Raw genomic sequence first — 26,677 nt, forward strand, 5'->3', positions numbered from 1 at the left:
GTGACATACCTCACTGCTCTTCGCTGTCCACCAGCAGGTTCTCCAGCGTCTCGCGATACTCCCCCGGCTCCTCCCACAACCCGCGCTGCTGCGCTTCCACCAGGCGTTCGGCGATGTCGCGCAGGGCTTCGGGATTGTGCTGGCGGATGAACTCGCGGGTGTCGTCGTCCAGCAGGTAGGCGTCGGCCAGCAGGCGGTACTGGTGGTCGTCCACCAGTTCGCTGGTGGCGTCGAAGGCGAACAGGTAGTCCACCGTCGCGGCCAGTTCGAAGGCGCCCTTGTAGCCGTGGCGCTTCATGCCGGCGATCCATTTCGGGTTCACCGCGCGGGCGCGCACCACGCGGCCGAGTTCTTCCTTGAGGGTGCGGATGCGCGGGTTGTCCGGCTGGCTGTGGTCGCCGTGGTAGCTGGCCAGCGCCTGGCCCTGGATGACCTCGGCGGCGGCGAGCATGCCGCCCTGGAACTGGTAGTAGTCGTTGGAATCGAGGATGTCGTGCTCGCGGTTGTCCTGGTTGTGCAGTACCGCCTGCAGGCCGGACAGTCGCTGGGCGAAACGCTCGCGCGCCGGGGTGCCGTCATCGCCGCTGCCGTAGGCGTAGCCGCCCCAGTTCAGGTAGGCCTCGGCAAGGTCGGCGCGGCTGTCCCACTGGCGCGATTCGATCACGCCCTGCACGCCGGCACCGTAGGCGCCGGGTTGGGCGCCGAAGATGCGCCAGCCGGCCTGGCGGCGGGCTTCATCAAGCGCCAATCCCTCGGCTTGCAGGCGTGCCTGATCGGCCCGCACGCGAGCGGCCAGTGGGTTCAGGTTGTCCGGCTCGTCCAGCGCGGCGACGGCCTGCACGGCGGCGTCGAACAGGCGGATCAGGTTGGCGAAGGCGTCGCGGAAGAAACCCGAGACGCGCAGCGTCACGTCGACCCGCGGGCGGTCGAGCAGGCTGATCGGCAGGATCTCGAAATCCTCCACGCGCTGGCTGCCGGCCTGCCACACCGGACGCACGCCGAGCAGTGCGAGGGCCTGGGCTATGTCGTCGCCACCGGTGCGCATGGTCGCCGTGCCCCACACCGACAGGCCGAGCTGGCGCAGGTGATCGCCGTGATCCTGCAGGTGGCGTTCGAGCAGGCGGCTGGCGGACTGGAAGCCCAGGCGGAAGGCGGTCGGCGTGGGCAGGTTGCGCACGTCCACGGTGAAGAAGTTGCGCCCGGTGGGCAGCACATCGACGCGCCCGCGACTGGGTGCGCCGCTGGGGCCGGGCGGGACGAAGCGGCCGGCGAGACCGGCGAGCAGGTGGCCGATTTCACTGGCGCCGCAGGCGTCGAGCGTCGGCGCGATCTGCTGCTGAAGTTGCGTGAGGACCGCCGCGCTGGCGCTGCCGGGCGCGCTGACCGAGCCGTCGATCAGGCGCAGGGCGAACAGCTCCAGGCGCTCGCGGGTGTCACCGTTGCTGCGCCAGGGCTCGTCGCTGACGGCGGTCAACAAGCCAGGGCGCAGACCTTCCCACGGCTCGGCGAAAGCTTCGTCCAGCGGGTCGCGACCCAGCTGCAAATCCTCGCTCAGTGCGCGCAGCAGGCTGGCGTTGCCGCCGCGTCCGTCGCCGCGCGGAATGCGTACCAGCGACAGCAGCGTGTCGCGGCGCAACTCGCCCACGGGTGATTCGCCGAACACATGCAGACCGTCGCGAATCTGCGATTCCTTGAGGTCGCAGAGGTAGGCGTCCAACTGCGGCAGCCAGCTTTCCGGGTCGTCGCTCAGTTGCAGGCCCAGCTCGCGGTCCAGCGCGGTCTCGCGCACCAGCGTGAGGATGTCGCCACGCAGCTCGCTGGCGCGGCGCGGGTCGAGCAGGGAGGCGTCGTAGTATTCGTCGGCAAGGCGTTCGAGGTCGCGCAGCGGGCCGTAGTTTTCCGCGCGGGTCAGTGGCGGCATCAGGTGGTCGATGATCACCGCCTGGGCACGGCGCTTGGCCTGCGCGCCTTCGCCGGGGTCGTTGACGATGAAGGGGTAGAGGTTGGGGAGCGGGCCGAGGATCGCGTCCGGCCAGCACTCTTCCGAGAGCCCGACGCCCTTGCCCGGCAGCCATTCCAGGTTGCCGTGCTTTCCGACGTGGATCACAGCATCGGCGCCGAACACTTCACGCAGCCAGAAGTAGAAGGCGAGGTAGCCGTGGGGCGGCACCAGTGACGGGTCGTGGTAGATCGCCGCCGCGTCGAGCTGGTAGCCGCGCGCTGGCTGGATGCCGACAAAGCCCAGGCCGAAGCGCAGGCCAGCGACCATCATCCGGCCGCTGCGGAACATCGGGTCCTGTTGCGGCTCGCCCCAGCGCTCGCGCACGGCTTGCTGGTTGGCCGCGGGCAGGCGCGCGAAGCAGGCGAGGTAGTCGTCCAGCGCCAGGCTCTGCGCGCAGGGGCGCAGGTCGAGGCTGTCGAGGTCGTTGCTGACGCCGCCGAGCAGTTGCTGGATCAGCGCCGTGCCGGAATCGGGCAAACCGGCGACCGGATAACCCTGAGCCTCCAGCGCACTCAGGATGTTCAATGCGGCGGCCGGCGTGTCGAGGCCGACGCCGTTGCCGATGCGGCCATCGCGGGTTGGATAGTTGGCCAGGATCAGCACCACGCGCTTGTCGGCATTGGCCTTGCGCGCCAGCAGCATCCAGCGCCGCGCCAGCTCGGCGACGAAGTCCATGCCTGGCAGGTGCGGCAGGTAGCAGACCACGTCGCTCTGGCTGCGCTCGCTGCGCCAGGCCAGGCCCTTGAAGCTGATCGGCCGGGTGATGAGGCGGCCATCCAGTTCCGGCAGCGCGATGTGCATGGCCAGGTCGCGCGGGCCGAGGCCCTGCGGGTTGGCGCGCCAGAGGTCGAGGTTATCCAGCGAGCAGATGGCTTGCAGCACTGGCACATCGCGCCGGAAAGGACGCTCCTGTGGGGCTTCCGGGTTCGACTGGGCGAAGCCGGTGGTGTTGATGATCAGCTCGGCGTCGGCGCTATCGAGCAGGCTTTCTACCGTCGCCAGGCACGCGGCTTCCTTGAGGCTGGCCACGGCGATGGGCAGTGGGTTGATGCCCTGGGCCTGCAGGCGTTCGCAGAAGGTGTCGATAAAACCGGTGTTCGCCGCTTGCAGGTGCGTGCGATAGAACAACAAGGCGGCCACCGGGGACTCGGGGTGCCAGTCGACCTGCCAGCGGGCGAGGTCGCTGCTGCCAATCTGCGGGTGATAGACCGCCACGCGCGGCAGGGTTTGTGGCTCGCTCCAGGCGTAATCGCGTTGCAGGTGACGGTTGGCGAGGCAGGCGAAGAACTGCCGGGCGTTATCCATGCCGCCCTGGCGCAGGTACTGCCAGAGGCGTTCGGCATCCTGCGGCGGGACGCTGCACAGGGCGCTGAGCTCGGGGTCGGGTTTGTCGTCGCCGGGTACCGCGATCAGCGTGACGCCTCGCTCGGCCAGCGCCACCAACTGCTCCATGCCGTAGCGCCAGTAACCGACTCCACCGTGCACGGAAATCAGGATCACCTTGGCGTGCTGCAGCACCTCGTCGACGTAGAGGTCCACCGAGGCGTGGTTCTGCAACTGCATGGGGTTGGCCAGGCGCAGGCTCGGGTAATCCTCCGGCAGTTCGCGGGCGGCCTCGGCGAGCAGCGCCAGGTGCGAGTCGCCGCTGCAGAGGATCACCAGGTCGGCGGGCGTCTGGGCCAGGTCGGCGATGCCGTCGTCGGGGACGAAGCCGCCGGGTTGGGTGCGCAGCAGGTGCATGGAACTCGCTCTGTGGTGGCTATCTGTAGGAGCGAGCTTGCTCGCGAACCAGCCCAGCTTTGGTATCATCGGGTAACGCTGTTCGCGAGCAAGCTCGCTCCTACACGATCAGGAGAGGGCGGTACGCAGCTCGTTGGCGATGGTGGCCTGGTCCAGTTCCTGGCCGATCACTACCAGGCGCGTGGCGCGGTTTTCATCGCTGCGCCAGGCGCGGTCGAAGTGCTTGTCGAAGCGCTTGCCGACACCTTGCACCAGCAGGCGCATGGGTTTGCCGGGGATGGCGACGAAGCCCTTGATGCGCAGCACGGCGTGGCGTTCGACCAGCGCGTTCAGTGCATCCAGCAGGGCGCGCTCTTCCACTTCCGGGAGGTCGACGTGGAAGGAGTCGAACTCGTCATGGTCATGATCTTCATGGCCCTCGTGGTCGTGATGCGTCGGGCGGCTGTCGATGTGCAGCTCGGCCTCGGCATTCAGACCCAGCAGCACGGAGAGCGGCAGTTGGCCGGAATTGGCTTCGACGATCTTCACTGCCGGCGGCAGTTCCTCGGCGACTTCGGCGCGCACGCGGGCCAGGGCGTCGGCGTCCAGCAGGTCGGCCTTGTTCAGCACCACCAGGTCGGCGCTGGCCAACTGGTCTTCGAAGAGTTCGTGCAGCGGCGATTCGTGGTCCAGGTTCGGGTCCTGCTTGCGCTGCTCGTCGACCTGCTCGGGATGGGCGGCGAAGGTGCCGGCGGCCACGGCCGGGCTGTCGACCACGGTGATCACCGCGTCCACGGTGCAGGCGTTGCGGATTTCCGGCCACTGGAAGGCTTGCACCAGCGGCTTGGGCAGGGCGAGGCCCGAGGTCTCGATGAGGATCTGGTCGAGCTCGCCGCGGCGCGCCACCAGCTCGCGCATCACCGGGAAGAATTCTTCCTGCACGGTGCAGCACAGGCAGCCGTTGGCCAGTTCGAAGACGCGGCCGACCGCTTCTTCTTCGCTGCAACCGATGGAGCACTGCTTGAGGATTTCACCGTCGATGCCCAGCTCGCCGAATTCGTTGACGATCACCGCGATGCGGCGGCCTTCGGCATTGTCGAGCATGTGGCGGAGAAGGGTGGTCTTACCGGCACCGAGGAAGCCGGTGACGATGGTGACGGGGAGTTTGGCCAGGGTTTTCATGCGCGCCTCGCAAGCGGAAGTTGGAAGGCGGATGAAGGGCGCGAGCGCGGGTTCGCCGCGCAACGAAGGTCGCCACCGGATCACCCCGCCCGGTTGTCTGTTGATAACGAACCGGTTCTGGATCTCGCGAGCTAGAGCCAGGCAAGGCGGAGGATCGCCGGGGACGCGGAGTTGACTGTAGTCAATGAGCAGTCCACGGCGATCCTCCAACGCAGCATGGCCGACGCGCAGCAGATCGAAAACCAGTCACGAGGCAGGTCTCCTGGCTCACAGCCCTCTGTCGTCCCTTCGCCTTCCCGCCCGAATCGGCAGTGGCGCGTGAAGAGACAGGCTGTTCACAGTTGCGGGGGCAGCCGTGGCGCATCCGAAGATTTCCACGTTCCCTCTTAGCTCCGGCCAGCGCCGGAGAACCTCGAAGGGCAGAAGGCTACGCAGCGATGACGGGGCGGTCAATCGCCGGGGATCGGTTGCCGCGCGGTTGACGCTCGCGGGGCTTCGTGGTCAGCTAGCGCGGTTTCAGGTGTCTCGCGCCGTCGCGCGCGAGGTGAAACGGGAAGCCGGTGCGTCCACAAGGACCAGTCCGGCGCTGCCCCCGCAACGGTAGGCGATCGTAGGGTCATCAGTAGTCACTGTGCGCACGCATGGGAAGACTGACCCGCTTGGCCACGAGCCAACGTCGCAAGCCCGGAGACCGGCCTGGAATGCTTCGTTTTTTGGCAAACCCGCGGTGGGCGGGCGCAGGCCGTGGCGCGACCTTTTGGCGCGTTCGAATGCGTTCAACCTCTGCGTTCTCTACTTTGATTTCTAGAGGGAACGTTCATGTCCAGCAGTATCCTGACGCAACAGGCGTCGAGCACTTCCATCCCCCTTTCCAAGCGCATCGCCCTGGCCGTCGGCGCCAGCCTGCTCGGTGCGCTGCTGGTGTATTTCGCCGGTTTCTCGCATCTGGAGGCGGTGCACAACGCTGCCCACGATACCCGTCATAGCGCGGGCTTCCCCTGCCACTGATCTGTGTGGGCTGCGTGTAGACGCGGCTGAGTTGAAGCGTCCCTGGCTGCTCGTTCGATGCGGTCACGGACATGCTTTGCCTGCCATACGCGGCCCGAGAGTCCGGAGAACTGCAATGATCAAACGTATCGCCCAGACCGCCGGTTTCGCCGGTCTGATCGCGGCGCTGGTGCTGACTGTCGTCCAGTTGCTGTGGGTATCCCCGCTGATCCTCAAGGCGGAGACCTATGAGAAATCCGAGCCGGTAGCGATGGCCGAACACAGTCATGAGCACGCCGACGGTGCCGCCGCTGGCCACCATCACGACGCGGAAGCCTGGGAGCCGGAAGACGGCTGGCAGCGCATCCTCTCCACCACCGGCGGCAACCTGGTGGTCGCCGTGGGCTTCGCCCTGATGCTGGCCGGCCTGTTCACCCTGCGCGAACCGGGCAAGACCTCCGAAGGCCTGCTCTGGGGCCTGGGCGGTTTCGCCGTGTTCACCCTGGCGCCGTCGTTGGGGCTGCCGCCGGAGGTTCCGGGCACCGCCGCCGCTGAGCTGACCCTGCGCCAGACCTGGTGGATCGGCACCGCCGCGTCCACCGCCGCCGGCCTCGCACTGTTGGTGTTCGGCCGCAACTGGGCACTGAAGATCGTCGGTGTCGCGCTGTTGGTGGTGCCCCACGTGATCGGCGCGCCGCAGCCGGAAGTGCATTCCAGCCTCGCGCCGGAAAGCCTCGCCCATGAGTTCATCATTGCCTCGCTGGTCACCAACGCGGTGTTCTGGGTGGCGCTCGGCCTCGTTGCGGCCTGGCTGTTCCGCCGCTTCGCGCCGTCGACCTGATCCACGCGCTATGCTCGACCCCGCAGCCGGCCCAGCCGACTGCGGGGTTTTTCATTTGGAGGAGAGTGACGATGACGCTGGTTGCCGGCCTCGGTTGCCGCCGGGGCTGCCCGCTCGATGAACTGCGTGCCTTGCTGCGGGAGACGCTGGCCGAGGCCGGGCTCGACGAGTCGAACCTCACCGCGCTGGCCAGTGCCACGCTGAAGGCCGACGAGGAAGGACTGGCCGCCCTGGCCGCCGCGCTCGACCTGCCGCTGGCGCTGTTCACGCCGCAACAACTGGCCGCTTGCGAGAAACACCTGGGTGAGCCCTCCGACGCGGTGCGCGCGGCGACAGGCAGCGCCAGCGTGGCCGAGGCCGCGGCACTGCTGCAGGCCGAAGCCCAGGGCGGTGCCTCGGCACGCTTGCTGGTGGGCAAGCGCCGCAGCGAGCAGGCCACCTGTGCGCTGGCCTTTGTCCCCGTTGAGCCCCAGGAGCAACCATGACGGTCTACTTCATCGGCGCCGGTCCGGGCGATCCGGAACTCATCACGGTCAAGGGCCAGCGCTTGATCCGCTCCTGCCCGGTGATCCTCTACGCAGGCTCCCTGGTGCCGCCGGCGGTACTGGAAGGGCATAACGCCGAGCGCGTGGTGAACACCGCCGAGCTGAATCTGGAGGAGATCGTCGCGCTACTGGCGCAGGCCCACGCCGAGGGCAAGGATGTGGCGCGCGTGCACTCCGGCGACCCGTCGCTGTACGGCGCCATCGGCGAGCAGATTCGCCAGCTGCGCGAGCTGGATGTTCCCTACGAGATCATCCCCGGCGTCACCGCCACCTCCGCCTGTGCGGCGATTCTCGGCTGCGAGCTGACTCTGCCGGACATTTCCCAGACGCTGATCCTTACCCGCTATGCCAGCAAGACGCGCATGCCCGAAGGCGAATCCCTCGCCGAGCTGGCGCAGCATCGCGCAACCCTGGCGATTCACCTGGGCGTCGGCCAGCTGGAATCCATCGTGGCCGAACTGCTGCCGCACTACGGCGCGGATTGCCCGATCGCGGTGATCCATCGCGCCAGTTGGCCGGATCAGGACCAGGTCACCGGTACTCTGGGCGACATCCTGCCCAAGGCTGCCGCCAAGGGCTTCCGTCGCACGGCGCTGATTCTGGTCGGCAAGGTGCTGGGGGCAGAGGGCTTTACCGATTCGTCGCTGTACAGCGCCGGGCATGCGCATCTGTATCGAGGCGGCTCTTTGTAGGAGCGAGCTTGCTCGCGAACCAGCCCAGCGTTGGTATCGCCGGGTAACGCTGTTCGCGGGCAAGCTCGCTCCCACAGAGGCCATCAGGTTCAATCGTCCAGCGGCTCCAGCTCGCTGAGCTGTTCGTCAATCATCGCCTTCAACTGTTCTGCCGCCAGCGGCTTGTGCAGCAACGGCCAGCCGTGGGCGGCGGCCTGGGCGAGCAGGTGCGGGTCGGTGTCGCCGGTGACCAGCACGGCGGCGATCCAGTCGTCGTCATAGTGGGCATGCAGACGGGTGATGGCGTCGATGCCGGTCTGGTGGTCGCGCAGGCGATAGTCGCTGATGATCAGGTCCGGTTTCTCCCGCGCCGCCGGGTCGTCCAGCAGGTCGGCGACGTCGGCGACGATGACGTGGCGGTAGTCCCAGCTCTGGAACAGCAGACGCAGGCCTTCGCGGTTTTCCGCGTCGTCCTCGATCACGTAGATCAGCTTGTCCGTGCCGACCACCGTGCGTGGCGGTGGGATTTCCTCTTTGCGCGGCTGCACGGCGGTGGCGCGGGGCAGGCTGATCATGAAGACGCTGCCGTGGCCTTCGCGCGAATGCAGCGCCAGCGGGTGATCGAGCAGGCGAGCGGTGCGCTGGACGATCGCCAGGCCCAGACCGAGGCCCTTGCTGCGGTCGCGCTCGGGGTTGTTGAGCTGGTGGAATTCCCAGAACACCTTCTGTCGCTCGCGCTCGGGAATCCCCGGCCCGCTGTCCCAGACCTCCACACGCACCAGGCGGCCACGGCTACGCCAGCCGATCAGCACGCCGCCGCGGTCGGTGTAACGGATGGCGTTTTCCACAAGGTTGCGCAGGATGCGTTCGAACAACGCAGGGTCCGACTGTACGAACGGCGCGCCCGGCCGCACGCGCAGACTCAGGCCCTTGTCGGCGGCCTGCACGCTGCATTCCTGCTGGATGCGTTCGAGCAGTTCGGCGAGGGAGAACGTCTGCAGGCTGGGCTGGACGATGCCGGCATCCAGGCGCGAGATGTTCAGCAGCGCGTCGAACAGCGAGCCCTGCGCGGCTAGGGCACGGGAGATGTGGTCGACGAGGTTCTCGCTGGCCTCGTTCAGTGGCTGTTTCTTCAGCGCGCCCAGGTACAGGCCCAGGGCGTAGGTCGGCTGGCGCAGGTCGTGGCTGGCGCTGGCGAGGAAGCGGGTCTTGGCCTGGTCGCTACGTTCGGCGGCCTCTTTTTCGATGCTCAGTTTCTGCAGCAGTTCGATGTTCTCGAAGCGCAGCAGCAGCGAGTCCACCAGGGTCGCGTGGAAGCGGTAGGCGAAGGCGATGATGGTGAAGGCGTAGAGCAACGCCGCCGCGCCAAGGGTCTTGCTCAGGGCGTCGGGCAGCAGCACCAGCAGGCTGGCGAAGGGCAGGGCGAAGGCCGGCAGGATGAACAGGTAGAACAGCGGCAGGACGATGCTGTAGGCGTTCATCACGCCGGTGCCCAGGCCCAGCAGGACGACCACCACGTACATCTGCATCGACGGCGGCAGCACGGTCATCCAGTAGGCGGCGGGCAGGCCCCAGAGCAGGCCGGACAGCCCTGTGGTGATCATCACCTGGATCAGCCAGCGGCGCCGGGGATCCGCGCCGCTGTCGCGCAACTGGTCGTAACGCCACAGCAGCCACAGGCGGGCGCCGCCGAGCAGGGTTTGTGCGGCGAACCAGGCCAGCAGCGACTCCAGCGGCAGAGCGCCCTTGAGCACCCAGGTGGTGAGGCCGGCGACCAGGTAGGCAGCGATGATGGAGAAGGGCGAGTTGCGCCGCAGCACGTCGAACTGTTCGGCGCGCACCGCTTCGGCGTAGGGGGATTGGCTGAGATCGCGCTGCCAGAGGTTCATCGGGCCGTCCGTGGACTGTCAGTGGGCACTGACTGTATAGCAACGACGGTCGGGCAAGCCCAGCGCTTTCAGGCCCGCCAGTGGTCGCCGCGCGACGCCATTCCCCGCCGCAGGTACCAGCGCACGCCCCAATGCACGCCAAGGGCGGCGCACACCGTCAGCAGTATCGTCAGAGTTTCCGCATCCATGACCGTTTCCCTCGTCCGGGTTCCTGCCTGACAGGGTATTCCTGCGACAAACCGCCGCACAGGTACAGATTCTTTCCGAATGTGCGGAGCAGTCCTGCAACGATCAGCCTTGCAGCGAGTGAATGATCCGTCCGAGGGTTTCCATCGCCTGCTCGCTACGGGCTGTCCACGGGTGGCCGTAGTTCAGCCGCAGGCAGTGGCCGAAGCGTCTGGTGGCCGAGAAGATCGGCCCCGGCGCGAGGCTGATGCCCTGGGCGAGGGCGAGCTGGAACAGCTTGAGCGCGTCGATCTGCTCGGGCAGCTCCAGCCACAGGAAATAGCCGCCGCTGGGGCGGGTGACGCGGGTGGCGGCGGGGAAGTGCCGGGCCACGGCGGCGAGCATTGCGTGCTGCTGGCTTTCCAGGGCGTGGCGCAGCTTGCGCAGGTGACGGTCATAGCCGCCGTGCTGGAGGTAGTCGGCGATGGCGGCCTGGGCCGGCACCGAAGCTGACAGGCTGGTCATCAGCTTGAGCCGCTCGATCTGCTCGGCGTAGCGCCCGCCGGCCACCCAGCCGACCCTGTAACCCGGCGCCAGGCTCTTGGAAAACGAGCTGCAATGCATGAACAGGCCTTCGCTGTCGAAGGCCTTCACCGGCTTGGGCGCCTGGGCGGCGAAGTACAGTTCGGCGTAGACGTCGTCCTCGATCAGCGGCACCTGGTGCTTTGTCAGCAGGGCGGCGAGGGCGCGTTTCTTGTCCTCGGCCATGCTGGCGCCCAGCGGATTCTGGAAGTTGCTCATGAACCAGCAGGCCTTGATCGGCAGGCGCTCCAGGCTGTCGGCGAGCACGTCGAGGTCGATGCCCTCGCGCGGGTGCACGGGAATTTCCACCGCCTTCAGTTTCAACCGCTCCAGCACCTGCAGGCTGGCGTAGAAGGCCGGCGCCTCGATGGCCACCAGGTCGCCCGGCTGGGTCACCACTTGCAGGCACAGGTTCAGCGCTTCCAGTGCGCCGTTGGTGACCACCAGCTCCTCCACCGGCAGCGGCATGCCGCCGACCATGTAGCGCAGGGCGATCTGCCGGCGCAGCGCGTGGCTGCCCGGCGCGAGGTCGGCGACCACCGAGCGCGGGTCCATGTCGCGCACGGCGTGGGCCATGGAGCGCGCCAGGCGCGGCAGGGGGAAGAGTTCCGGTGCGGGGAAGGCCGAGCCGAAAGGCACGGTGTCCGGGTCCTTGATGGAACTGAGTACCGAGAACACCAGTTCGCTGACGTCCACTTCGGTGGTCTGCGCGTCGTGGCGGGCGATTTCCGGCTCGGCCAGGGCGCGCTGCACGTGCTCGCGAACGAAGTAGCCCGAGCGCGCGCGGGCGACGATCAGGCCGCGATCCTCCAGCAGGTAGTAGGCCTGGAACACGGTGGAAGCGCTGACCCCGTAGGTGCGGCTGGCGTGCCGCACCGAGGGGACTTTCTGGCCGGGGGCGAGCACACCGCTGCGGATCAGGCCGGCGATCTCGTCGGCGAATTTCTCGTAGCGCTTCATCTTGTCCTGCACGGCGGCCTGAGGGGCGGAAGAATCCGCCCACTCTAGGCGCTGTGCCGAGGTCACGCCAAGCTCCCGCGCCATCTTCAGCGCCTCGGTGAGACGAAGGTGCTGGCGGCGTCGATCACCTCATTGCCGTCGCTGACCCTGAAGTGCAGCGGCACCGAGCCGCCGGCGCTGCTCTGCGCCAGGCTTGCCACCGAGATGGCGAAGTCACGGATCTCGCCCGGCTGCAGCGTCAGCTCCGGCACGCCCTGCAGGCGGTAGCCGGCGCCGTCGGCGAGGCTCAGCTGGTAGTGCTGCGGCTGCTGGGTCTTGTTGATCAGCTTGAGGTTGTAGATGTTCTCGATCTCGCCGGCGGCGTTCTCGCGGAACAGGCCACGGTCGCGGGCGACGTCGAGGTTGATCAGCGGCCGCGCTTCCAGCGCCCAGACGAACGCACCGATCATCACCAGCAGCACCGCCGCGTAGCCGATCAGGCGCGGGCGCAGCAGGTGGGTCTTGCCGCCTTCCAGCGCGCGCTCGGAGGTGTAGCGCACCAGGCCGTGGTCGTAGCCCATCTTGTCCATCACCGAGTCGCAGGCGTCGATGCACGCGGCGCAGCCGATGCAGGCGATCTGCAGGCCGTCGCGGATGTCGATGCCAGTGGGGCAGACCTGCACGCACTGCTGGCAGTCGATGCAGTCGCCCAGGCCGAGGGCCTTGGGATCGGCGTCCTTTTTGCGTGCGCCGCGGGATTCACCGCGTGCCGCGTCGTAGGAAATGATCAGGGTGTCCTTGTCGAACATCACGCTCTGGAAGCGCGAGTACGGACACATGTGGATGCACACCTGCTCGCGCAGCCAGCCGGCGTTGGCGTAGGTGGCGGCAGCGAAGAAGGCGACCCAGAAGGTGCTTTCCAGGTCGAGCCTGAGGGTGAACAGGTCTGCCACCAGCGGCCGCACCGGCGTGAAGTAGCCGATGAAGGTGATCGCCGTGACCAGGCTGATCAGCAACCAGAGGCCGTGCTTGGCGCCCTTGCGCAGGACCTTCTCGGCGCTGACCGGGCCCTTGTCGAGCTTCATGCGCTGGTTGCGGTCGCCTTCGGTGACCTGCTCGGCCCACATGAAGATCCAGGTCCACACGCTCTGCGGGCAGGTGTAGCCGCACCAGACGCGGCCGGCGAACACCGTGATGAAGAACAGGCCGAAGGCGGCGATGATCAGGATCGCCGAGAGCAGGATGAAATCCTGCGGCCAGAAGGTCGCGCCGAAGATGTAGAACTTGCGCTCGGGCAGGTCCCAGAGCACCGCCTGGCGGCCGTTCCATTGTAGCCACAGGGTGCCGAAGAACAGCAGGAACAGCAGCGCGCCGCCCAGCCGGCGCAGGTCGCGGAAGCGTCCGGCGAAGCGCTTGGTGTAGACCGTCGGGGTGACGGCCGACAGTGGTTTCGGCGGCGGGGTGAAACGTTGTGGTGCGTCGATCTCGATGACCTTCGCGGGGATTCTTTCGCTCATTGTCGTGGCCCATCAGGCAGAAGAGGCGCCGCGACTGTACGAACCGTTCTGCACCCGAAACAGATTCAGGTTCGCCGGAAAAAACCATATCAGATGGCGAAATCCGCCCTGTGCCGCGTCGCTGCGGGGTTGGCGCCATACGTGATAAAGCGCCTGATCGGGCCTGTTGCGGCAACTGGTCGCAGGCCCGTCGGGGCAAGCATCGCTCGCATCTGATCCGGTTTTTCCCGTTCGATCTGCCGCTGTTTTGCACAACAGGCGCCGGCCATAGTTCGGTCAACCGAAAAGTGGCGCGTCCGACGACAGAAGCAGGCCGCCACGCAACGATCCGAAGGTGGCCTGGCGATGTACCGATACGACGATTACGACCGCGCCCTGGTGCGCGAACGGGTGGCGCAGTTCCGCGATCAGGTGCAGCGGCGCCTGAGCGATGAGCTGAGCGAAGAGGAATTCCTGCCACTGCGCTTGCAGAACGGCCTGTACCTGCAGAAACATGCCTACATGCTGCGGGTGGCGATTCCCTACGGCACTCTGTCCAGCGAGCAGATGCGTACCCTGGCCTGGATCGCCCGCGAGCACGACCGTGGCTATGGCCACTTCACCACGCGGCAGAACATCCAGTTCAACTGGGTGGAACTGGCGCGTGTGCCGGACATCCTCGAACGCCTCGCCGATGTCGAGATGCATGCCATCCAGACCTCCGGCAACTGTGTGCGCAACATCACCACCGAGGCTTTTGCCGGGGTTGCCGCCGACGAGTTCCTCGATCCGCGCCCGCTGGCGGAAATCCTTCGCCAGTGGTCCACGGTGAACCCCGAATTCCTGTTCCTGCCGCGCAAGTTCAAGATCGCGATCTGCGCCGCCGAGGAGGACCGCGCGGCGGTAATGATGCATGACATCGGCCTCTACCTGCGCCGCGCAGAGGACGGCGAGCTGCGTCTGAAGGTGCTGGTCGGCGGCGGGCTGGGGCGCACGCCGATGCTCGGCCAGGTGATCCGCGACGACCTGCCCTGGCAGCACCTGCTGTCCTACGTCGAAGCCATCCTGCGCGTGTACAACCGCCACGGCCGGCGCGACAACAAGTACAAGGCGCGGATCAAGATCCTGGTGAAGGCGCTGGGCATCGAGGCGTTCTCCCGTGAAGTGGAGGAGGAGTGGCAGCACCTGCGCGACGGCGAGGCGCAACTCACCCTCGACGAATACGAGCGCGTGGCGGCCGCATTCGATCCGCCGGTCTACGCTCCTGCCGACGAACTTGCCTACGGCACGGCGCTGGCCGCCGACGCCGCATTCGCCCGCTGGGTTTCGCGCAATGTGCGCCCGCATCGCGTGCCGGGTTATGCCAGCGTGGTGCTGTCCACCAAACCGGGCGCCGAGGCGCCGCCGGGGGATGTCACCGCCTCGCAGATGGAGCGCGTGGCCGACTGGGCCGAGCACTTCGGCTTCGGCGAAATCCGCGTCGCCCACGAACAGAACCTGGTGCTGCCGGACGTGCGCAAGGCAGATCTGTACGCACTCTGGCGGGAGGCCTGCGACGCCGGGTTGGGCACGCCGAACCAGGGCCTGCTCACCGACATCATCGCCTGCCCCGGCGGCGACTTCTGCGCACTGGCCAACGCCAAGTCGATCCCCATCGCCCAGGGCATCCAGCAGCGCTTCGAGGACCTCGACTACTTGCACGACCTGGGCGACCTCAGCCTGAACATCTCCGGCTGCATGAACGCCTGCGGACACCACCATATCGGCAACATCGGCATCCTCGGCGTCGATAAGAACGGCAGCGAGTGGTACCAGATCACCCTCGGTGGCGCGCAGGGCGTGAACAGCGCACTGGGCAAGGTGATCGGTCCGTCCTTCAGCGCCGCCGAGGTGCCGGACGTGATCGAGGCGCTGATCCAGACTTACGTGGCGCAGCGCGGTGCTGGTGAGCGCTTCGTCGAGACGGTGGAGCGCATCGGCCTGGAGCCGTTCAAGGCGCGGGTCTACCGCCAGACGGAGGTGCCGGCATGAAGAACCTGATTCGCTTGCAGGATGGCGTGGCGCAAATCGATGCCGAGGATGCCTGGACTCTGCTGCGCGAGGTTCCCGAGGCATTGCCCGAGGGCCAACTGATCCTGCCACTGGAGCAGTGGCTGGCTGGAACACCCTGTAGGAGCGAGCTTGCTCGCGAACAGAAAATCCCGGGTGCACCGGAGCTGGGCGGTTCGCGAGCAAGCTCGCTCCTACAAACGCAGGGGGTCTGGCTGGCGCCGGAAGATGATCCGCAAAGACTGATCGGCCGGCTGGACGAACTTGCGCTGATCGCCATCGACTTCCCCAGCTTCCGCGATGGCCGTGGCTACAGCCTGGCCTATCTGCTGCGCAGCCGGCTGGGCTGGCGCGGCGAACTACGCGCCGTGGGCGACGTACTGCGCGACCAGTTGGCGCACATGCGCCAGTGCGGTTTCGACGCCTTTGCCGTGCGTGAGGACAAGTCCGTGGAGGACGCCCTGAAGGGTCTTGCCGGCCTCAGCGTCCTCTATGGGCGCTCGGTCATCGAGCCGCGCCCGCTGTTCCGGCGCCGCTCCTGACGAGGCGCAGCGGGTCGGCCACGCTTGACGCTATGCCGGGGCACAGGAAAAATGCGGGCATCACCCTCCGGCGCCCGTGCGTGCCGGCGGTAACCCACGGATTCGAGTGACCCCCAGAATATGCGCATGCGCCTGATGCTGTTGGGTGGCGGTAATGCCCTTGGACAGGCGCTGATCCGCCTTGGCGCCGAGGAGGACATCGGCTTCCTCGCCCCCCGGCCGCCCGAAGGGGGCTGGGACGCTTCCAGCCTCACCGTCCTGCTGGATGAGACCCGCCCCGACGCGGTGATCAACCTTGCCTACTACTTCGACTGGTTCCAGGCCGAGAGCGTCAGCGATGCCCGCCTGGCCAGCCAGGAGCGCGCGGTGGAGCGCCTGGCCGAACTCTGCCAGCATCACGAAATCCTGCTGATCCAGCCCTCCAGCTACCGCGTATTCGATGGCGCCCGCGCCACCGCCTACAGCGAGAAGGACGAGCCGCTGCCGCTGGGCCCTCGCGGCCAGGCGCTGTGGCGCATGGAGCAGTGGGTCCGGGCGACCTGCCCGCGCCACGTACTGCTGCGCTTCGGTTGGCTGATCGACGATAGCCGCGAAGGTTCGCTCGGTCGCTTCCTAGAGCGCGCCGAAAAGGAACAGGTGCTGTTCCTCGCCGACGACCGCCGTGGCAACCCGACGCCGGTGGACGACGCCGCCCGGGTGATCCTCTCGGTGCTCAAGCAACTCGACTGCCAGGCGCCGCTCTGGGGCACCTACCACTACGGCGGCCTGGAGGCCACCACCACCCTGTCCCTGGGTCAGGTGGTGCTGGGCGAGGCTCGCGCCTTCCATGCCCTGGCCGTACAGGAACCGAGCCCGCAGGCCCACGCCGCGCGTCCGGACGCCAGCGACGAGCCGCAGCACGCGGTGCTCGCCTGCAAGAAGATTCTTCATACCTTCGGCATCAAGCCGCGCGCCTGGCGCGCCGGCCTGCCGGCCCTGCTGGATCGTTACTATCGCCATGTCTGAACGTCTTTCCCCTTCCGCGCAGCCGATCCTCATCACCGGCGGTGCGGGGTTCATCGGTTCCCACCTGGCGGACGCGCTGCTGGCGCGGGGCTTTGCCGTGCGCGTGCTGGACGACCTGTCCACCGGCAAGCGTGAGAACCTGGATGCGCGCGTCGAACTGGTGGTCGGCAACGTCGCCGACGAGGCGCAGCTTCGTCGCGCGGTGAGCGGATGCCAGGCCGTGGCGCATCTGGCGGCCGTTGCCTCGGTGCAAGCATCGGTGGACGATCCGGTGGCGACCCACCGCAGCAATTTCATCGGCACCCTGAACCTCTGCGAGGCCATGCGCCTGGAAGGCATCCAGCGCGTGCTGTTCGCCTCCAGCGCCGCGGTCTACGGGCAGAACGGCGAAGGCGCCGCCATCGACGAGGACACCGCCAAGGCGCCGCTGACGCCCTACGCCTCGGACAAGCTGGCCAGCGAGTACTATCTGGACTTCTATCGCCGCCAGCATGGCCTGGAGCCGGCGATCTTCCGCTTCTTCAACGTCTACGGGCCGCGCCAGGACCCGTCGTCGCCCTATTCGGGGGTGATCAGCATCTTTGCCCAGCGCGCCGAGCAGGGCCTGCCGATCACCGTGTTCGGCGATGGCGAGCAGACTCGTGATTTCATCTACGTGGGCGACCTGGTCAAGCTGCTGGTGCAGGCGCTGCTGGCCGATGATGTGGCCGAGTCGGCGATCAACGTCGGGCTGGATCAATCCACCAGCCTGAACCAGCTGCTGGCCGAGATCGGCAAGCTCACCGGCGGCCTGCCGCAGGTCACCTACGCAGCTCCGCGTGCCGGCGATATCCGCCATTCCCGTGCGAACAACCGCCGTCTGCGTGAACGCTTCCAGTTGGACGAGCCCACGCCGCTGGCGGAAGGTCTCGCCCAACTGATTACCACCAGGGTTTGTTGATCGCCAGCACGAAGATGCCGGCCAGCGAGCCCAGCGCCAGAACACTGAGCGCCGCCTTGCGCGGTCTCGATGCGCTGCGCAGGGCGAATGCCGCCAGCACGATGTAGAACACCAGCAGGCCGATCTTGGCCTGCAGCCACACCGGCAATGGCCAGGGCATCGCCAGATGCACCAGGCCCAAGGCGCTGAGCAGCAGCAGGGTATCGATCAGGTGCGGCAGGCCGCGCTGCCAGCCCGAGGGGCGCTTGCCCCACCAGCTCAGCCCCAGGCGCAGGACGAAGAGCAGGCTACTGATGATCGCAAGGCTGACGTGCAGTGCTTTGAGTTCGAGGTACATGGCAATTCCCTGAAGACGAAAAAGGCGCCCTTGGGCGCCTTTTTCATGTTTGCTCCGTCAGAAACGGTAGCCGAAACCGACCATGTAAACCCAGGGGTCGACGTCAACATCGACCTTGGTTTTCTTCACACCCAGAGCGGACGGGCCGTCGACGCTGGCCTTGGTGTCGATGTCCATGTACCAGACCGCGGCGTTGACGAAGGCGTGCTCGTTGAGCATGTAGTCCATGCCCAGTTCGGCGGCCAGGCCCCAGGAGTCCTGCAGCTTCAGGTTGCTGAAGCCCTGGTCCTTGCGGTTGCTGGCCAGGTCTTCGTCGAAGAAGGTGGTGTAGTTCACGCCCAGGCCGCCGTAGGGCTGGAAGGCGGAGTTGGTGCCGCCCATGGGGTAGTACTGCAGCAGCACGGTCGGCGGCAGCTGCTTGATGTCGGCCAGCTTGCCGTCCAGGCCGGAGAGGCCGGTAGCCTTGTTCAGGCCCTTGACGTCGACCTGGTGCTTGAACGGAGTGGCGGCGACCAGCTCGACGCCGATCTTGTCGGTGAGCAGGTAGGCGAAGGTCAGGCCCAGCTGGGTGTCGCTGTCGACGGTGGCCTTGGTGCCGCTGACCTTGGCGCCGTCGAGCTTGATGTCGGAACTGCTGTCGTCCGGGGCTACGGTGGCGATACCGCCGCGAACGAGGAAGTCGCCCGCCTTGTGGCCGCGGATGGTGTCAGCCTGGGCCACGACGGGGGCCGCGACGGCGAGTGCAAGAAGCGAGGTGGTGAGCCAGGACTTACGCATGATGAGCTCCATATCTCTTTGGTATAAGTGTTGGTGCTCAGGATAGTAGAGAGTGCTAAAAACGCATTTTTGATTTGGCTCAATAAAGCCCCCAAGCTTCGTAGTATCGCGGGGTGCGGTGAAATGTCGCGCTTTACTCGCCGGTGTATTCGTAGGGTTCGATGCTGCTGGCCTGCATCTGGTAGCCCGCCTCGGCCAGGTCGCTTTCCACGGCCTTCACGCTGAGCTTGCCGATGACCCAGAAGGGCTGGTACAGCTCGTCGACTTTTACGCCCTTGCCGCCTCGAACATAGACGATCTGGTTGGACGGAGGCGGCGGCACGTGGATACAGGCGCCGTAGTAAGGCACCAGCAGGAAGTCGCGCACGCTCTGGCCGTCCTCTTCCACTTCCAGCGGCACGATGTAGCCCGGCATCTTCACCTCCTGGCCGTCGAGGGCCTGTACCACCGGGGCGTTGGGCGTCTGCTGCTTCACCGCCGGGCCGCTCTCCGAATTGAGTACATCGGAGAGCTTGGACAGGTCGTGCAGCGGCACGGGCGGCGGGGGCGGCGGCGCGCCCTCGGGGATCAGCTCGGGCCAGGTCAGCTCGCGCGGCGCCGCCCACACGGCGGCGCTGGTCAGCATCAGCAGCAGGAACAACAGGCGGCGCATGGGGCTTCCTCAGAGGCGGATCGAGAGGCCATCGGCCAGCGACTGCCGATAGGCGCGCCACGCCGGCACACAGCCGATCAGCAGCGCGGCCAGGAGTATGCCGCCCAGCAGGGTCCATTCATAGGCGCTGGGCAGCGCCAGTGGCAGGAAAATGCCGTAGTTCGCCTGTACATATGCCTGGCTGCCGGCGATGCCGGCGTAGAGCAGCCCGACGCCCAGTGCCACGCCCGCCAGCGCCAGGGCGAAGGCTTCGGCCACCAGCAGGCTGAAGATGTGCCAGGGCCGCGCGCCCACCGAGCGCAAAATGGCCATTTCGCGGCGGCGCTCGTTGAGGCTGGTGAGGATCGCCGTGAGCATGCCGATCAGGCCGGTCAGCACCACGAACAGCGAGACCACGAACAGCGCCTTCTCCGCCGTACCCATCAGGCCCCAGAGCTCCTGCAGCGCCACGCCCGGGAGGATCGCCATCAGCGGCTCGCCGTCGTATTCGTTGATCTGCCGCTGCAAGGTGAAGGTGGCGACCTTGCTCTTCAGGCCGAGCAGGAAGGCAGTGATCGCCTTGGGCTGCAGGTCCATGCTGCGTGCCTGGTCTTCACTGATGCGCGCCGCGCCGCGTGCGGGGACGCCGTTCTTCCAGTCGACGTGCAGCGCCTCCATGCCCTGCAGCGAGATGTGCAGGGTGCGGTCCACCGGCGTGCCGGTGCGTTTGAGGATACCGACCACGGTGAACGGCTTGTCGTCGTGCTGCACCAGGGCGATGGTGCTGACGCCGTGGGCCAGCACGATCTTGTCGCCCAGCTTGTAGTGCAGCGCCTCAGCGACTTCCGCACCCAGCACCACGTCGAACAGGTCCTGGCCGAAGGGCCGGCCCTGGGCCAGTTCCAGCGTCTGCCCGCGGCCGAAGCGGTAATGCTCGAAATAGCCGGTGTCGGTACCCATCACCCGGTAGCCGCGGTGGGAGTCGCCCAGGGAAATCGGGATCGCCCACTTCACCAGCGGGCTGTGGGTGACCGTCTCGTAGCTTTCCCAGCGGATGTTGTTGGTGGCGTTGCCGATGCGGAACACCGAGTACAGCAGCAGGTTCACCGAGCCGGAGCGTGCGCCGACGATCAGGTCGGTGCCGGAAATGGTGCTGGCGAAGCTGGCCTTGGCCTCGGTGCGCACGCGCTCCACCGCCAGCAGCAGGCAGGCGGAGAGGGCGATGGCGAAGATGGTCAGCAGCGCGGTGAAGCGGCGGTTGGAAAGGCTGGCGAGCGCCAGGCGCAACAGGTACATGCTCAGATTCCCGGAGCGCGGGCGGCGCGGTTGAGGTCGGCGAGGGAGACGCTGCGGTCGAACAGCGGCGCCAGGCTCTGGTCATGGCTGACGAACAGCAGGCTGGCGCCGGCCTCGCGGCATTCGGCGAACAGCAACTGGAGGAAGGCTTCGCGGGCGTCCGCATCCAGCGCGGAGGTCGGCTCGTCGGCGATCACCAGCTCCGGCTGGCCGATCAGTGCGCGCGCTGCGGCAACGCGTTGCTGCTGGCCGATGGAGAGGCTATCGGCGCGGCGCTCGATCAACGCCGCGTCGCCCAGGCCCAGGTGCTTGAGCAGCGTTTGCGCCGCCTTGGCCACGCTGCCGTGGCGCAAGGTGGCACGTTCGGCCCGACTGCGTGAGAAGTGGCAGGGCAGCTCGACGTTCTCCCGCACCGAGAGGAACGGCAGCAGGTTGAACTGCTGGAAGATGTAGCCGGTGTGGTCGACGCGAAAATGATCCCGGCGCGCCGACTTCATCTGCGCAATGTCCTCGCCCAGCAGCTTCACGCTGCCGCGTTGGGGGCGCTGCACGCCGCCGAGCAGGCCGAGCAGGGTGGTCTTGCCGCTGCCTGACGGGCCCTTGAGGAACAGGGTTTCGCCAGGGGCCAACTGGAAGGCGGGGATATCCAGCAGCTCCACCTGGCCGGGCCAGGCGAAGCCGAGGTTGTCGAGTTCGAGCAATGCGGTCATTTCGGCGATTCAGAAGTTCAGGGTCGGGTTGGCAGCGGTCAATTCTGCACCTTGCTGGCCGCTCGGGCCGATCAGTTGTACCTGAATTTTCTGGGTCGTCGGGAAGCGCTTGAACAGCGGGGCGAAGTCGAGGGTGGCGAGCTCCTGCGGCTGGGCGCAGGTCAGTTGGTAGTGGGCGTGGATATCGGCGTGCTGATGGCCTTCGTGCTCGTCGTGGTCGTGATCATCGGCCTCCGGTGCATCGCCGAACAGCGGGCTCGACAGCTCCACCGACTGCACGCTGCATTGAGCCGAAGCGGGGAGCTTGACCAGTTGCAGCGGTTGCTTGAGCTGGGCTTGTGTCGTAGCGACGGTGGCCTTGTCGGCGGCGCTGGTGGCGGCGTGCTCGAATCCGACGAGGTTCATTGCCGGGCTGTCCAGTTCCAGCTCCAGGGTCTTGCCGTCGAGCGCGGCGTTGAGCTGGGCGACGCCATGCTCGTGCTTGCCGAGGCTGCCGTGTTCATGTTCGTCGTGGGCTTGTGCGGCAAAAGGCAGCAGGGCGACAGCGAGGAGCAGGGGGCGCATGGGAGAACTCCACAGATGAATGATTTTGTTACGTTATAACAGATGAATTATTAACGCCAGCTTAGCGTGGGTTTGGCGTGGCGCCGATGCCGTGGGAGCATGCGCGAAAGGCCGCGAGGAGAAGGGCGATGCTGAGAATCAAAGGCACCATCGGCGATTGGCCGGTGGACCTGACCGTGGAGATGGACGATGCCGATTGGGCGCGTCTGGCGCAGAACCTGCCGACAGCGGCCGTTGCGCCCGCCGCACCGGCAACGGTGTCGAGCGGTCCGGCTGATCAGCTGTGGCTGGCCGCGCAGGACCTGCTGCGTCGCAGTGGCAGCAGCGAAGGTCCGCAGTTGATGAATGAGCTGGAAGCGCTGGCCGGCAGCGCGGGGGCGGCGAAGGGTTTGCTGGTGCGCCTGCGGCACAGCCCGAAGGTGAAGATCGAGGTGCGCGAGGGCGTGCAGGTCTTCAACTGGGCGGAGGAGTAGAAGCTTTTCGTAGGAGCGAGCTTGCTCGCGAACAGCCCCGCTGCGGGTTTGGTTCGCGAGCAAGCTCGCTCCTACAAGGTCGATTTCCCGCCGCGAACGCGGCGGCGGATCGATCAATACAACACGTTCGCCAGTTTGCGGCGGTAGGCGATCACCAGCGGGTGGTCATTGCCCAGCAGGTCGAACACCTGGACCAGCGTCTTGCGCGGCAGGTCTTCGCCGTAGCTGCGGTTGCGCACGAACAGCTTGAGCAGGGCGTCCATGGCCGCCTCGTACTGCTGGCGGGCCAGTTGCTGGATGGCCAACTGGTAGGTGGCCTCGTCGTCGTTGGCGTCGGCGGCCAGGCGGGTCTTCAGCGCGGCGGCGTCGGGGAGGTCGGCGGCCTGGCGCAGGAAGGTCAGCTGCGCCTTGGCAGCGGCCAGTGCCTGCTTGTGGTCGTCGCTCTTCACCGCGTTGAGCACGGTTTCGGCTTCACCCAGCTCGCCGCGCTCGGCGAGGCAGCGGGCGTACAGGATCAGTGCGGCGGCGTTGGTGTTGTCTTCGCCCAGCAGAGCCTTGAGCTGGGCTTCGGACTCGGCGAAACGGCCTTCGTTGAAGGCGGTCTGTGCGGCCTCCAGCGGATCGGCGGCGGCCGGCGCCGGGGGCTGCACGTGCTGTTCGAGCATCTGGCGGATTGCTGATTCCGGCTGCGCGCCGGCGAAGCCGTCCACCGGCTGGCCGTCCTTGAACAGCACCACGGTGGGCAGGCTGCGGATGCCGAAGCGCATCACGATGTCCTGCTCGACGTCGCAGTTGACCTTGGCCAGCAGCAGCTCGCCCTGGTAGGACTCGGTGATCTGCGCCAGCAGCGGCATCAGCGCCTTGCACGGCGCGCACCAGTCGGCCCAGAAGTCCACCAGGACCGGCTTGACGAAGGAGTTCTCGATGACGACCTGATCGAAGTTGGCGATGCTGGCGTCGAAGATGTAGGGCGTATCGCTCATGGGGGATCTCGGGCGAGTGGGGCGATGAAGAGGTTGCCACTATAAGTGGGGGCGGTGGGGAACGGAAACAAGCTCCCGGTTAGCGCCCGGCATGAATCAACGCACCAACGTAGGATGGGTGGAGCCTAGGCGATACCCATGCTGTCGGAGCGCTAATTGATGGGTATCGATTCGCTCCACGCCATCCTACAGAAGCGTTCCCGGTTCAGCCGCGCCGCGCGTGATACAGGCTGACGTGCCTGAACTCCGCCGGTTCCGCCAGGTCCGGCCAGGTGCAGCCTTCGAGGATCCCCAGGCGCTGGTACAGCGGATGGCTGAAGTCGCGCACCCGAGAGTCGGCCACCAGGGCTTCGCGGCCACGGCTGAGGAATTCGTCCAGTAGCGGCAGGTTGGCGCGGTCGTAGAGCACATCGGCAACGATGATCAGGTCGAAGCGGTCGGCTTCCTTGAAGAAGTCGTCCGAATAGCTCAGCTCAACGCCGTTCAGCTCGGCATTGGCGCGGCAGGCTTGCAGCGCCAGCGGGTCGAGGTCGCAGGCCACCACTTCGGCGGCACCTGCCTTGGCGGCGGCGATGGCGGCGATGCCGGAGCCGGCGCCGAAGTCCAGCACGCGCTTGCCCCTCACCCATTCCGGCTGTTCCGCCAGCCAGTGCGCCAGCACCAAGCCGCTGGCCCAGCAGAAGCACCAGTAGGGCGGTTCTTCGAGGATGCGCCGGGTTTCGTCCGGGCTGAAGGCACGATCCATGTTCTGCGCGTCGATCAGCCAGAGGTCGATGTCGGTGCCGGGCAGACGCTCGGCCGCCAGGCGGGCGTCGCCCAGCAGGTCGCTCAGCGCTTGCTGTAGTGGCAGCGGCGCGGTCACGGCGCGCGCTCCAGGCGCAGCTCACCGAGGGCCTGGGTTTCCGGCTGGGTGATGCGCACCGGCGGCAGGCGCCAGGCGAGCTGGCCGGACTGCGAGACGCGGGCGTGCAGTTCGACACGGGCGCCGGTCGGGAAGGATTGCGGGTTGAATACCAGGCGGAAGGGCAGGGCCTGGCCGGTGGCAATCAGCTTCTCGCTGGAGAGCAATTGTTGCGGGCGGTCGCGCTCATCGATCACCAGCAGGGCCAGTTCCACTTCGCCTCCGGCGGGCAGGTAGCCCTGGCGGCTGCTGAGCAGGCCGGTCAGCGCGCGCATGTTGGCCGGCACCGGGGCTTCGGCCGCGGCGGCACGGGCGGGCGCGGATTGCGGGGCCTGCGACGGGGGCGCCGGCTTGTCGCTGGAACAGGCAGCGAGCAGGGCAATGAGGGACAGGCAGAGAAGACGGGCGGACATGGGCGGACTCCATCGCGGCGCATTTCCAGGCGGGCGCCTGTATAGCCTAAAGCGTCCGGCTTGTCTCGGGGAGGCCAGGGTTTCATTGGCAGAGCGATGCGCTACCATGAGCCTTTCCCTCATTCGTACAAGACTCGCCATGCATTGTCCCTTCTGCGGCGCCCACGACACCAAAGTCATCGATTCGCGCCTGGTCGCCGAAGGCGATCAGGTCCGCCGGCGCCGTGAGTGCCTGAACTGCGGCGAGCGCTTCACCACCTTCGAGACCGCTGAACTGGTCATGCCACGCCTGATCAAGCAGGACGGCAGTCGCCAGCCATTCGACGAGGACAAGCTGCGCGCCGGCATGCAGCGCGCGCTGGAGAAGCGTCCGGTGAGCATCGAGCGGCTGGAGGAGGCGCTGGCGCACATCAAGCACAAGCTGCGCGCCACCGGCGAGCGCGAAGTGAAGTCGCGGGTGCTGGGGGAACTGGTGATGGCCGAACTGCAGAAGCTCGACGAAGTCGCCTACATCCGATTCGCCTCGGTCTATCGCCGCTTCCAGGACCTCAACGAGTTTCGCGAGGAGATCGAGCGCCTGGCCCGCGAGCCCTCGAAAGAATGAGCGACCTCGACCCGATGAACACCCTGGACGAGGCCTGGATGGCCCGTGCCATCGAACTGGCGCGCAAGGGCTGGTATTCCACCCATCCCAACCCCCGGGTCGGCTGCGTCATCGTGCGTGACGGCGAAGTGGTCGGCGAGGGCTGGCACGTGCGCGCCGGCGAGCCGCACGCCGAGGTCCACGCACTGCGCCAGGCCGGCGACAAGGCCCGTGGCGCCACCGCCTACGTCACCCTGGAGCCGTGCAGCCACTTCGGCCGCACGCCGCCCTGCGCGGATGCGCTGGTGAAGGCCGGCGTGGCGCGGGTGGTGGCGGCCATGCAGGACCCCAATCCGCAGGTTGCCGGCAACGGCATGCGGCGCATCGCCGACGCGGGCATCGCGGTGCGTTCCGGCGTGCTGGAGAGCGAAGCCCGTGCGCTGAACCCCGGCTTCCTCAAGCGCATGGAAACCGGCTTGCCCTTTGTGCGGGTGAAGCTGGCGATGAGCCTGGATGGCCGCACCGCGATGGCCAGCGGCGAGAGTCAATGGATCACCGGCCCGGCGGCGCGCCGGGCCGTGCAGCGGCTGCGTGCACAGTCGAGCGTGGTGCTGTCCGGCGCCGATACCGTGCTGATGGACGATGCGCGACTGACCGTCCGCCCCGGCGAGCTCGGGCTGGATGCCGAGCAGAGCGAACTGGCGATGCGCCGTCCGCCGCTGCGGGTGCTGATCGACGGGCGCCTGCGCGTGCCGCTGAGCGCCGCATTCTTCCAGGCGGGGCCGGCACTGGTGGTCAGCACGCGAGAAGCCTCGGACTATGCCCAAGCCGGTCACGACCAGCTGGTGCTGGCCGGTGATGACGGTCGGGTCGACCTGCCTGCCCTGATGGCCGAGCTGGGCCGCCGTGGCGTCAATGAAGTGCTGGTGGAAGCCGGCCCGCGCCTGGCCGGAGCATTCGCCCGCCTGGGTCTGGTCGACGAATACTGCATCTTTATGGCGCCCAAGCTGCTCGGTTCGTCCGCGCGCCCGTTGCTGGAGCTGCCGCTGGAGCGCATGGCCGAATCCCGCGAGCTGAAGATCAGCGACATCCGCGCGGTGGGCGACGACTGGCTGGTCACGGCCCGCCCGCGCTGACGGCCGCATTCGTCGCCCGGCGAATGCGGGTGACTGAATAAACAGAACCTTCCGACTTGTGCCGGCCTGTGGTAAAACGCCACACGCGGTTGACGTTGTAAACGACCGCGATTGACGTTCTCAGGGCGGGGTGCAAGTCCCCACCGGCGGTAATGGCGTGCAATACGCCTAGCCCGCGAGCGCTTGTCACGACCGGTTCGCCGGATGTGCAAGGTCAGCAGACCCGGTGTGATTCCGGGGCCGACGGTAACAGTCCGGATGAAGAGAGAACGGGATGAGCCAACGGGGCGTGCCTGTGCACGTCCGCGAAATCCCTTCG

Annotated in this window: 25 protein-coding genes and 3 riboswitches; of the genes, 11 read left to right on the forward strand and 14 right to left on the reverse strand. The window is 67.0% G+C overall.

The features are described 5' to 3' along the window. Positions 1 to 10: 10 nt before the first annotated feature. Positions 11 to 3,742, reverse strand: coding sequence for a cobaltochelatase subunit CobN (gene cobN, locus O6P39_RS03295; RefSeq protein WP_275610008.1), 3,732 nt, complete (start codon positions 3,740 to 3,742; stop codon positions 11 to 13). 108 nt (positions 3,743 to 3,850) lie between these two features. Beyond that, on the reverse strand, positions 3,851 to 4,903 hold the full coding sequence (cobW, locus tag O6P39_RS03300) for a cobalamin biosynthesis protein CobW (protein WP_275610009.1): 1,053 nt from the start codon (positions 4,901 to 4,903) through the stop codon (positions 3,851 to 3,853). A gap of 234 nt (positions 4,904 to 5,137) precedes the next feature. After that, positions 5,138 to 5,333: riboswitch (cobalamin riboswitch) on the reverse strand. 71 nt (positions 5,334 to 5,404) lie between these two features. Further along, positions 5,405 to 5,618: riboswitch (cobalamin riboswitch) on the forward strand. Positions 5,619 to 5,722: 104 nt separating this feature from the next. Between cobW and O6P39_RS03305 the strand changes: the two genes are divergently transcribed. The 4 genes from O6P39_RS03305 (at position 5,723) to cobM (ending at position 7,968) form a co-directional block, all read left to right on the forward strand. Beyond that, a complete protein-coding gene (locus tag O6P39_RS03305) occupies positions 5,723 to 5,911 on the forward strand; it encodes a CbtB-domain containing protein (RefSeq protein WP_275610010.1) in 189 nt (62 codons plus the stop codon). A 115-nt stretch (positions 5,912 to 6,026) separates the two neighbouring features. Continuing rightward, positions 6,027 to 6,731 carry a CbtA family protein gene (locus tag O6P39_RS03310; protein WP_275610011.1) on the forward strand — a complete coding sequence of 235 codons (705 nt, stop codon included), beginning with the start codon at positions 6,027 to 6,029 and terminating at the stop codon, positions 6,729 to 6,731. Positions 6,732 to 6,802: 71 nt separating this feature from the next. Then, a complete protein-coding gene (locus tag O6P39_RS03315) occupies positions 6,803 to 7,216 on the forward strand; it encodes a cobalamin biosynthesis protein (protein WP_275610012.1) in 414 nt (137 codons plus the stop codon). Beyond that, positions 7,213 to 7,968: a precorrin-4 C(11)-methyltransferase gene (cobM, locus tag O6P39_RS03320; protein WP_275610013.1), complete on the forward strand. Its 756-nt coding sequence runs from the start codon at positions 7,213 to 7,215 to the stop codon at positions 7,966 to 7,968. The genes O6P39_RS03315 and cobM overlap by 4 nt, the downstream gene beginning before the upstream one ends. 89 nt (positions 7,969 to 8,057) lie before the next feature. On the opposite strand, the gene O6P39_RS03325 is transcribed toward cobM, so the two are convergent. The 3 genes from O6P39_RS03325 to ccoG form a co-directional block, all read right to left on the reverse strand. After that, a complete protein-coding gene (locus O6P39_RS03325; RefSeq protein WP_275610014.1) occupies positions 8,058 to 9,836 on the reverse strand; it encodes a hybrid sensor histidine kinase/response regulator in 1,779 nt (592 codons plus the stop codon). 291 nt (positions 9,837 to 10,127) lie between these two features. Continuing rightward, positions 10,128 to 11,543, reverse strand: a complete 1,416-nt coding sequence (mapR, locus tag O6P39_RS03330; protein ID WP_275611874.1) for a GntR family transcriptional regulator MpaR — start codon at positions 11,541 to 11,543, stop codon at positions 10,128 to 10,130. Between the two features lie 86 nt (positions 11,544 to 11,629). After that, positions 11,630 to 13,039: a cytochrome c oxidase accessory protein CcoG gene (ccoG, locus tag O6P39_RS03335; protein ID WP_275610015.1), complete on the reverse strand. Its 1,410-nt coding sequence runs from the start codon at positions 13,037 to 13,039 to the stop codon at positions 11,630 to 11,632. 345 nt (positions 13,040 to 13,384) lie between these two features. Between ccoG and O6P39_RS03340 the strand changes: the two genes are divergently transcribed. From O6P39_RS03340 to O6P39_RS03355, 4 genes are all read left to right on the forward strand, one after another. Beyond that, positions 13,385 to 15,049, forward strand: a complete 1,665-nt coding sequence (locus O6P39_RS03340; RefSeq protein WP_275610016.1) for a nitrite/sulfite reductase — start codon at positions 13,385 to 13,387, stop codon at positions 15,047 to 15,049. Then, complete coding sequence (locus tag O6P39_RS03345) at positions 15,046 to 15,609, forward strand: DUF934 domain-containing protein (protein ID WP_275610017.1); 564 nt, start codon at positions 15,046 to 15,048, stop codon at positions 15,607 to 15,609. Before O6P39_RS03340 ends, O6P39_RS03345 begins: the two co-directional genes overlap by 4 nt. Positions 15,610 to 15,729: 120 nt before the next feature. Continuing rightward, positions 15,730 to 16,614, forward strand: coding sequence for a sugar nucleotide-binding protein (locus O6P39_RS03350; RefSeq protein WP_275610018.1), 885 nt, complete (start codon positions 15,730 to 15,732; stop codon positions 16,612 to 16,614). Further along, entirely contained in the window at positions 16,607 to 17,554 is a 948-nt protein-coding gene (locus O6P39_RS03355) for an NAD-dependent epimerase/dehydratase family protein (RefSeq protein ID WP_275610019.1), read from the forward strand. Before O6P39_RS03350 ends, O6P39_RS03355 begins: the two co-directional genes overlap by 8 nt. Here O6P39_RS03355 and O6P39_RS03360 read toward each other — a convergent pair. From O6P39_RS03360 to O6P39_RS03385, 6 genes are all read right to left on the reverse strand, one after another. Further along, complete coding sequence (locus O6P39_RS03360; RefSeq protein WP_275610020.1) at positions 17,535 to 17,891, reverse strand: SirB2 family protein; 357 nt, start codon at positions 17,889 to 17,891, stop codon at positions 17,535 to 17,537. The two genes, O6P39_RS03355 and O6P39_RS03360, sit on opposite strands and share 20 nt — an antisense overlap. Positions 17,892 to 17,948: 57 nt before the next feature. Continuing rightward, positions 17,949 to 18,668: an OmpW family outer membrane protein gene (locus tag O6P39_RS03365; RefSeq protein WP_275610021.1), complete on the reverse strand. Its 720-nt coding sequence runs from the start codon at positions 18,666 to 18,668 to the stop codon at positions 17,949 to 17,951. 133 nt (positions 18,669 to 18,801) lie between these two features. Further along, positions 18,802 to 19,320, reverse strand: coding sequence for a DUF3299 domain-containing protein (locus tag O6P39_RS03370; protein WP_275610022.1), 519 nt, complete (start codon positions 19,318 to 19,320; stop codon positions 18,802 to 18,804). 9 nt (positions 19,321 to 19,329) lie between these two features. Next, a complete protein-coding gene (locus O6P39_RS03375) occupies positions 19,330 to 20,595 on the reverse strand; it encodes an ABC transporter permease (protein ID WP_275610023.1) in 1,266 nt (421 codons plus the stop codon). Between the two features lie 2 nt (positions 20,596 to 20,597). Continuing rightward, the gene (locus O6P39_RS03380) at positions 20,598 to 21,305 is read right to left on the reverse strand and encodes an ABC transporter ATP-binding protein (RefSeq protein ID WP_275610024.1); all 708 of its coding nucleotides are present in this window, start codon (positions 21,303 to 21,305) and stop codon (positions 20,598 to 20,600) included. A gap of 9 nt (positions 21,306 to 21,314) precedes the next feature. Next, positions 21,315 to 21,869 (reverse strand): DUF2796 domain-containing protein, encoded by a 555-nt coding sequence (locus O6P39_RS03385; protein ID WP_275610025.1) that lies wholly within the window; start codon positions 21,867 to 21,869, stop codon positions 21,315 to 21,317. 128 nt (positions 21,870 to 21,997) lie between these two features. On the opposite strand from O6P39_RS03385, the gene O6P39_RS03390 reads away from it, so the two are divergent. After that, positions 21,998 to 22,342 carry a hypothetical protein gene (locus O6P39_RS03390; RefSeq protein ID WP_275610026.1) on the forward strand — a complete coding sequence of 115 codons (345 nt, stop codon included), beginning with the start codon at positions 21,998 to 22,000 and terminating at the stop codon, positions 22,340 to 22,342. A 113-nt stretch (positions 22,343 to 22,455) separates the two neighbouring features. Here O6P39_RS03390 and trxA read toward each other — a convergent pair whose 3' ends face one another. From trxA to O6P39_RS03405, 3 genes are all read right to left on the reverse strand, one after another. Further along, on the reverse strand, positions 22,456 to 23,325 hold the full coding sequence (trxA, locus tag O6P39_RS03395; RefSeq protein WP_275610027.1) for a thioredoxin: 870 nt from the start codon (positions 23,323 to 23,325) through the stop codon (positions 22,456 to 22,458). Positions 23,326 to 23,530: 205 nt separating this feature from the next. Continuing rightward, positions 23,531 to 24,187, reverse strand: coding sequence for a 50S ribosomal protein L11 methyltransferase (locus tag O6P39_RS03400; protein ID WP_275610028.1), 657 nt, complete (start codon positions 24,185 to 24,187; stop codon positions 23,531 to 23,533). Next, complete coding sequence (locus O6P39_RS03405; RefSeq protein WP_275610029.1) at positions 24,184 to 24,639, reverse strand: YbaY family lipoprotein; 456 nt, start codon at positions 24,637 to 24,639, stop codon at positions 24,184 to 24,186. The genes O6P39_RS03400 and O6P39_RS03405 overlap by 4 nt, the downstream gene beginning before the upstream one ends. Positions 24,640 to 24,778: 139 nt before the next feature. Between O6P39_RS03405 and nrdR the strand changes: the two genes are divergently transcribed. Both nrdR and ribD read left to right on the forward strand, forming a co-directional pair. Then, a complete protein-coding gene (gene nrdR, locus O6P39_RS03410; protein WP_207884752.1) occupies positions 24,779 to 25,243 on the forward strand; it encodes a transcriptional regulator NrdR in 465 nt (154 codons plus the stop codon). Positions 25,244 to 25,257: 14 nt separating this feature from the next. Then, complete coding sequence (gene ribD / locus O6P39_RS03415; protein WP_275611875.1) at positions 25,258 to 26,358, forward strand: bifunctional diaminohydroxyphosphoribosylaminopyrimidine deaminase/5-amino-6-(5-phosphoribosylamino)uracil reductase RibD; 1,101 nt, start codon at positions 25,258 to 25,260, stop codon at positions 26,356 to 26,358. A 112-nt stretch (positions 26,359 to 26,470) separates the two neighbouring features. Next, positions 26,471 to 26,633, forward strand: a riboswitch (FMN riboswitch). Positions 26,634 to 26,677 lie beyond the last annotated feature (44 nt).

It is taken from the genome of Pseudomonas sp. PSE14 (assembly GCF_029203285.1).
Lineage (GTDB): Bacteria > Pseudomonadota > Gammaproteobacteria > Pseudomonadales > Pseudomonadaceae > Pseudomonas.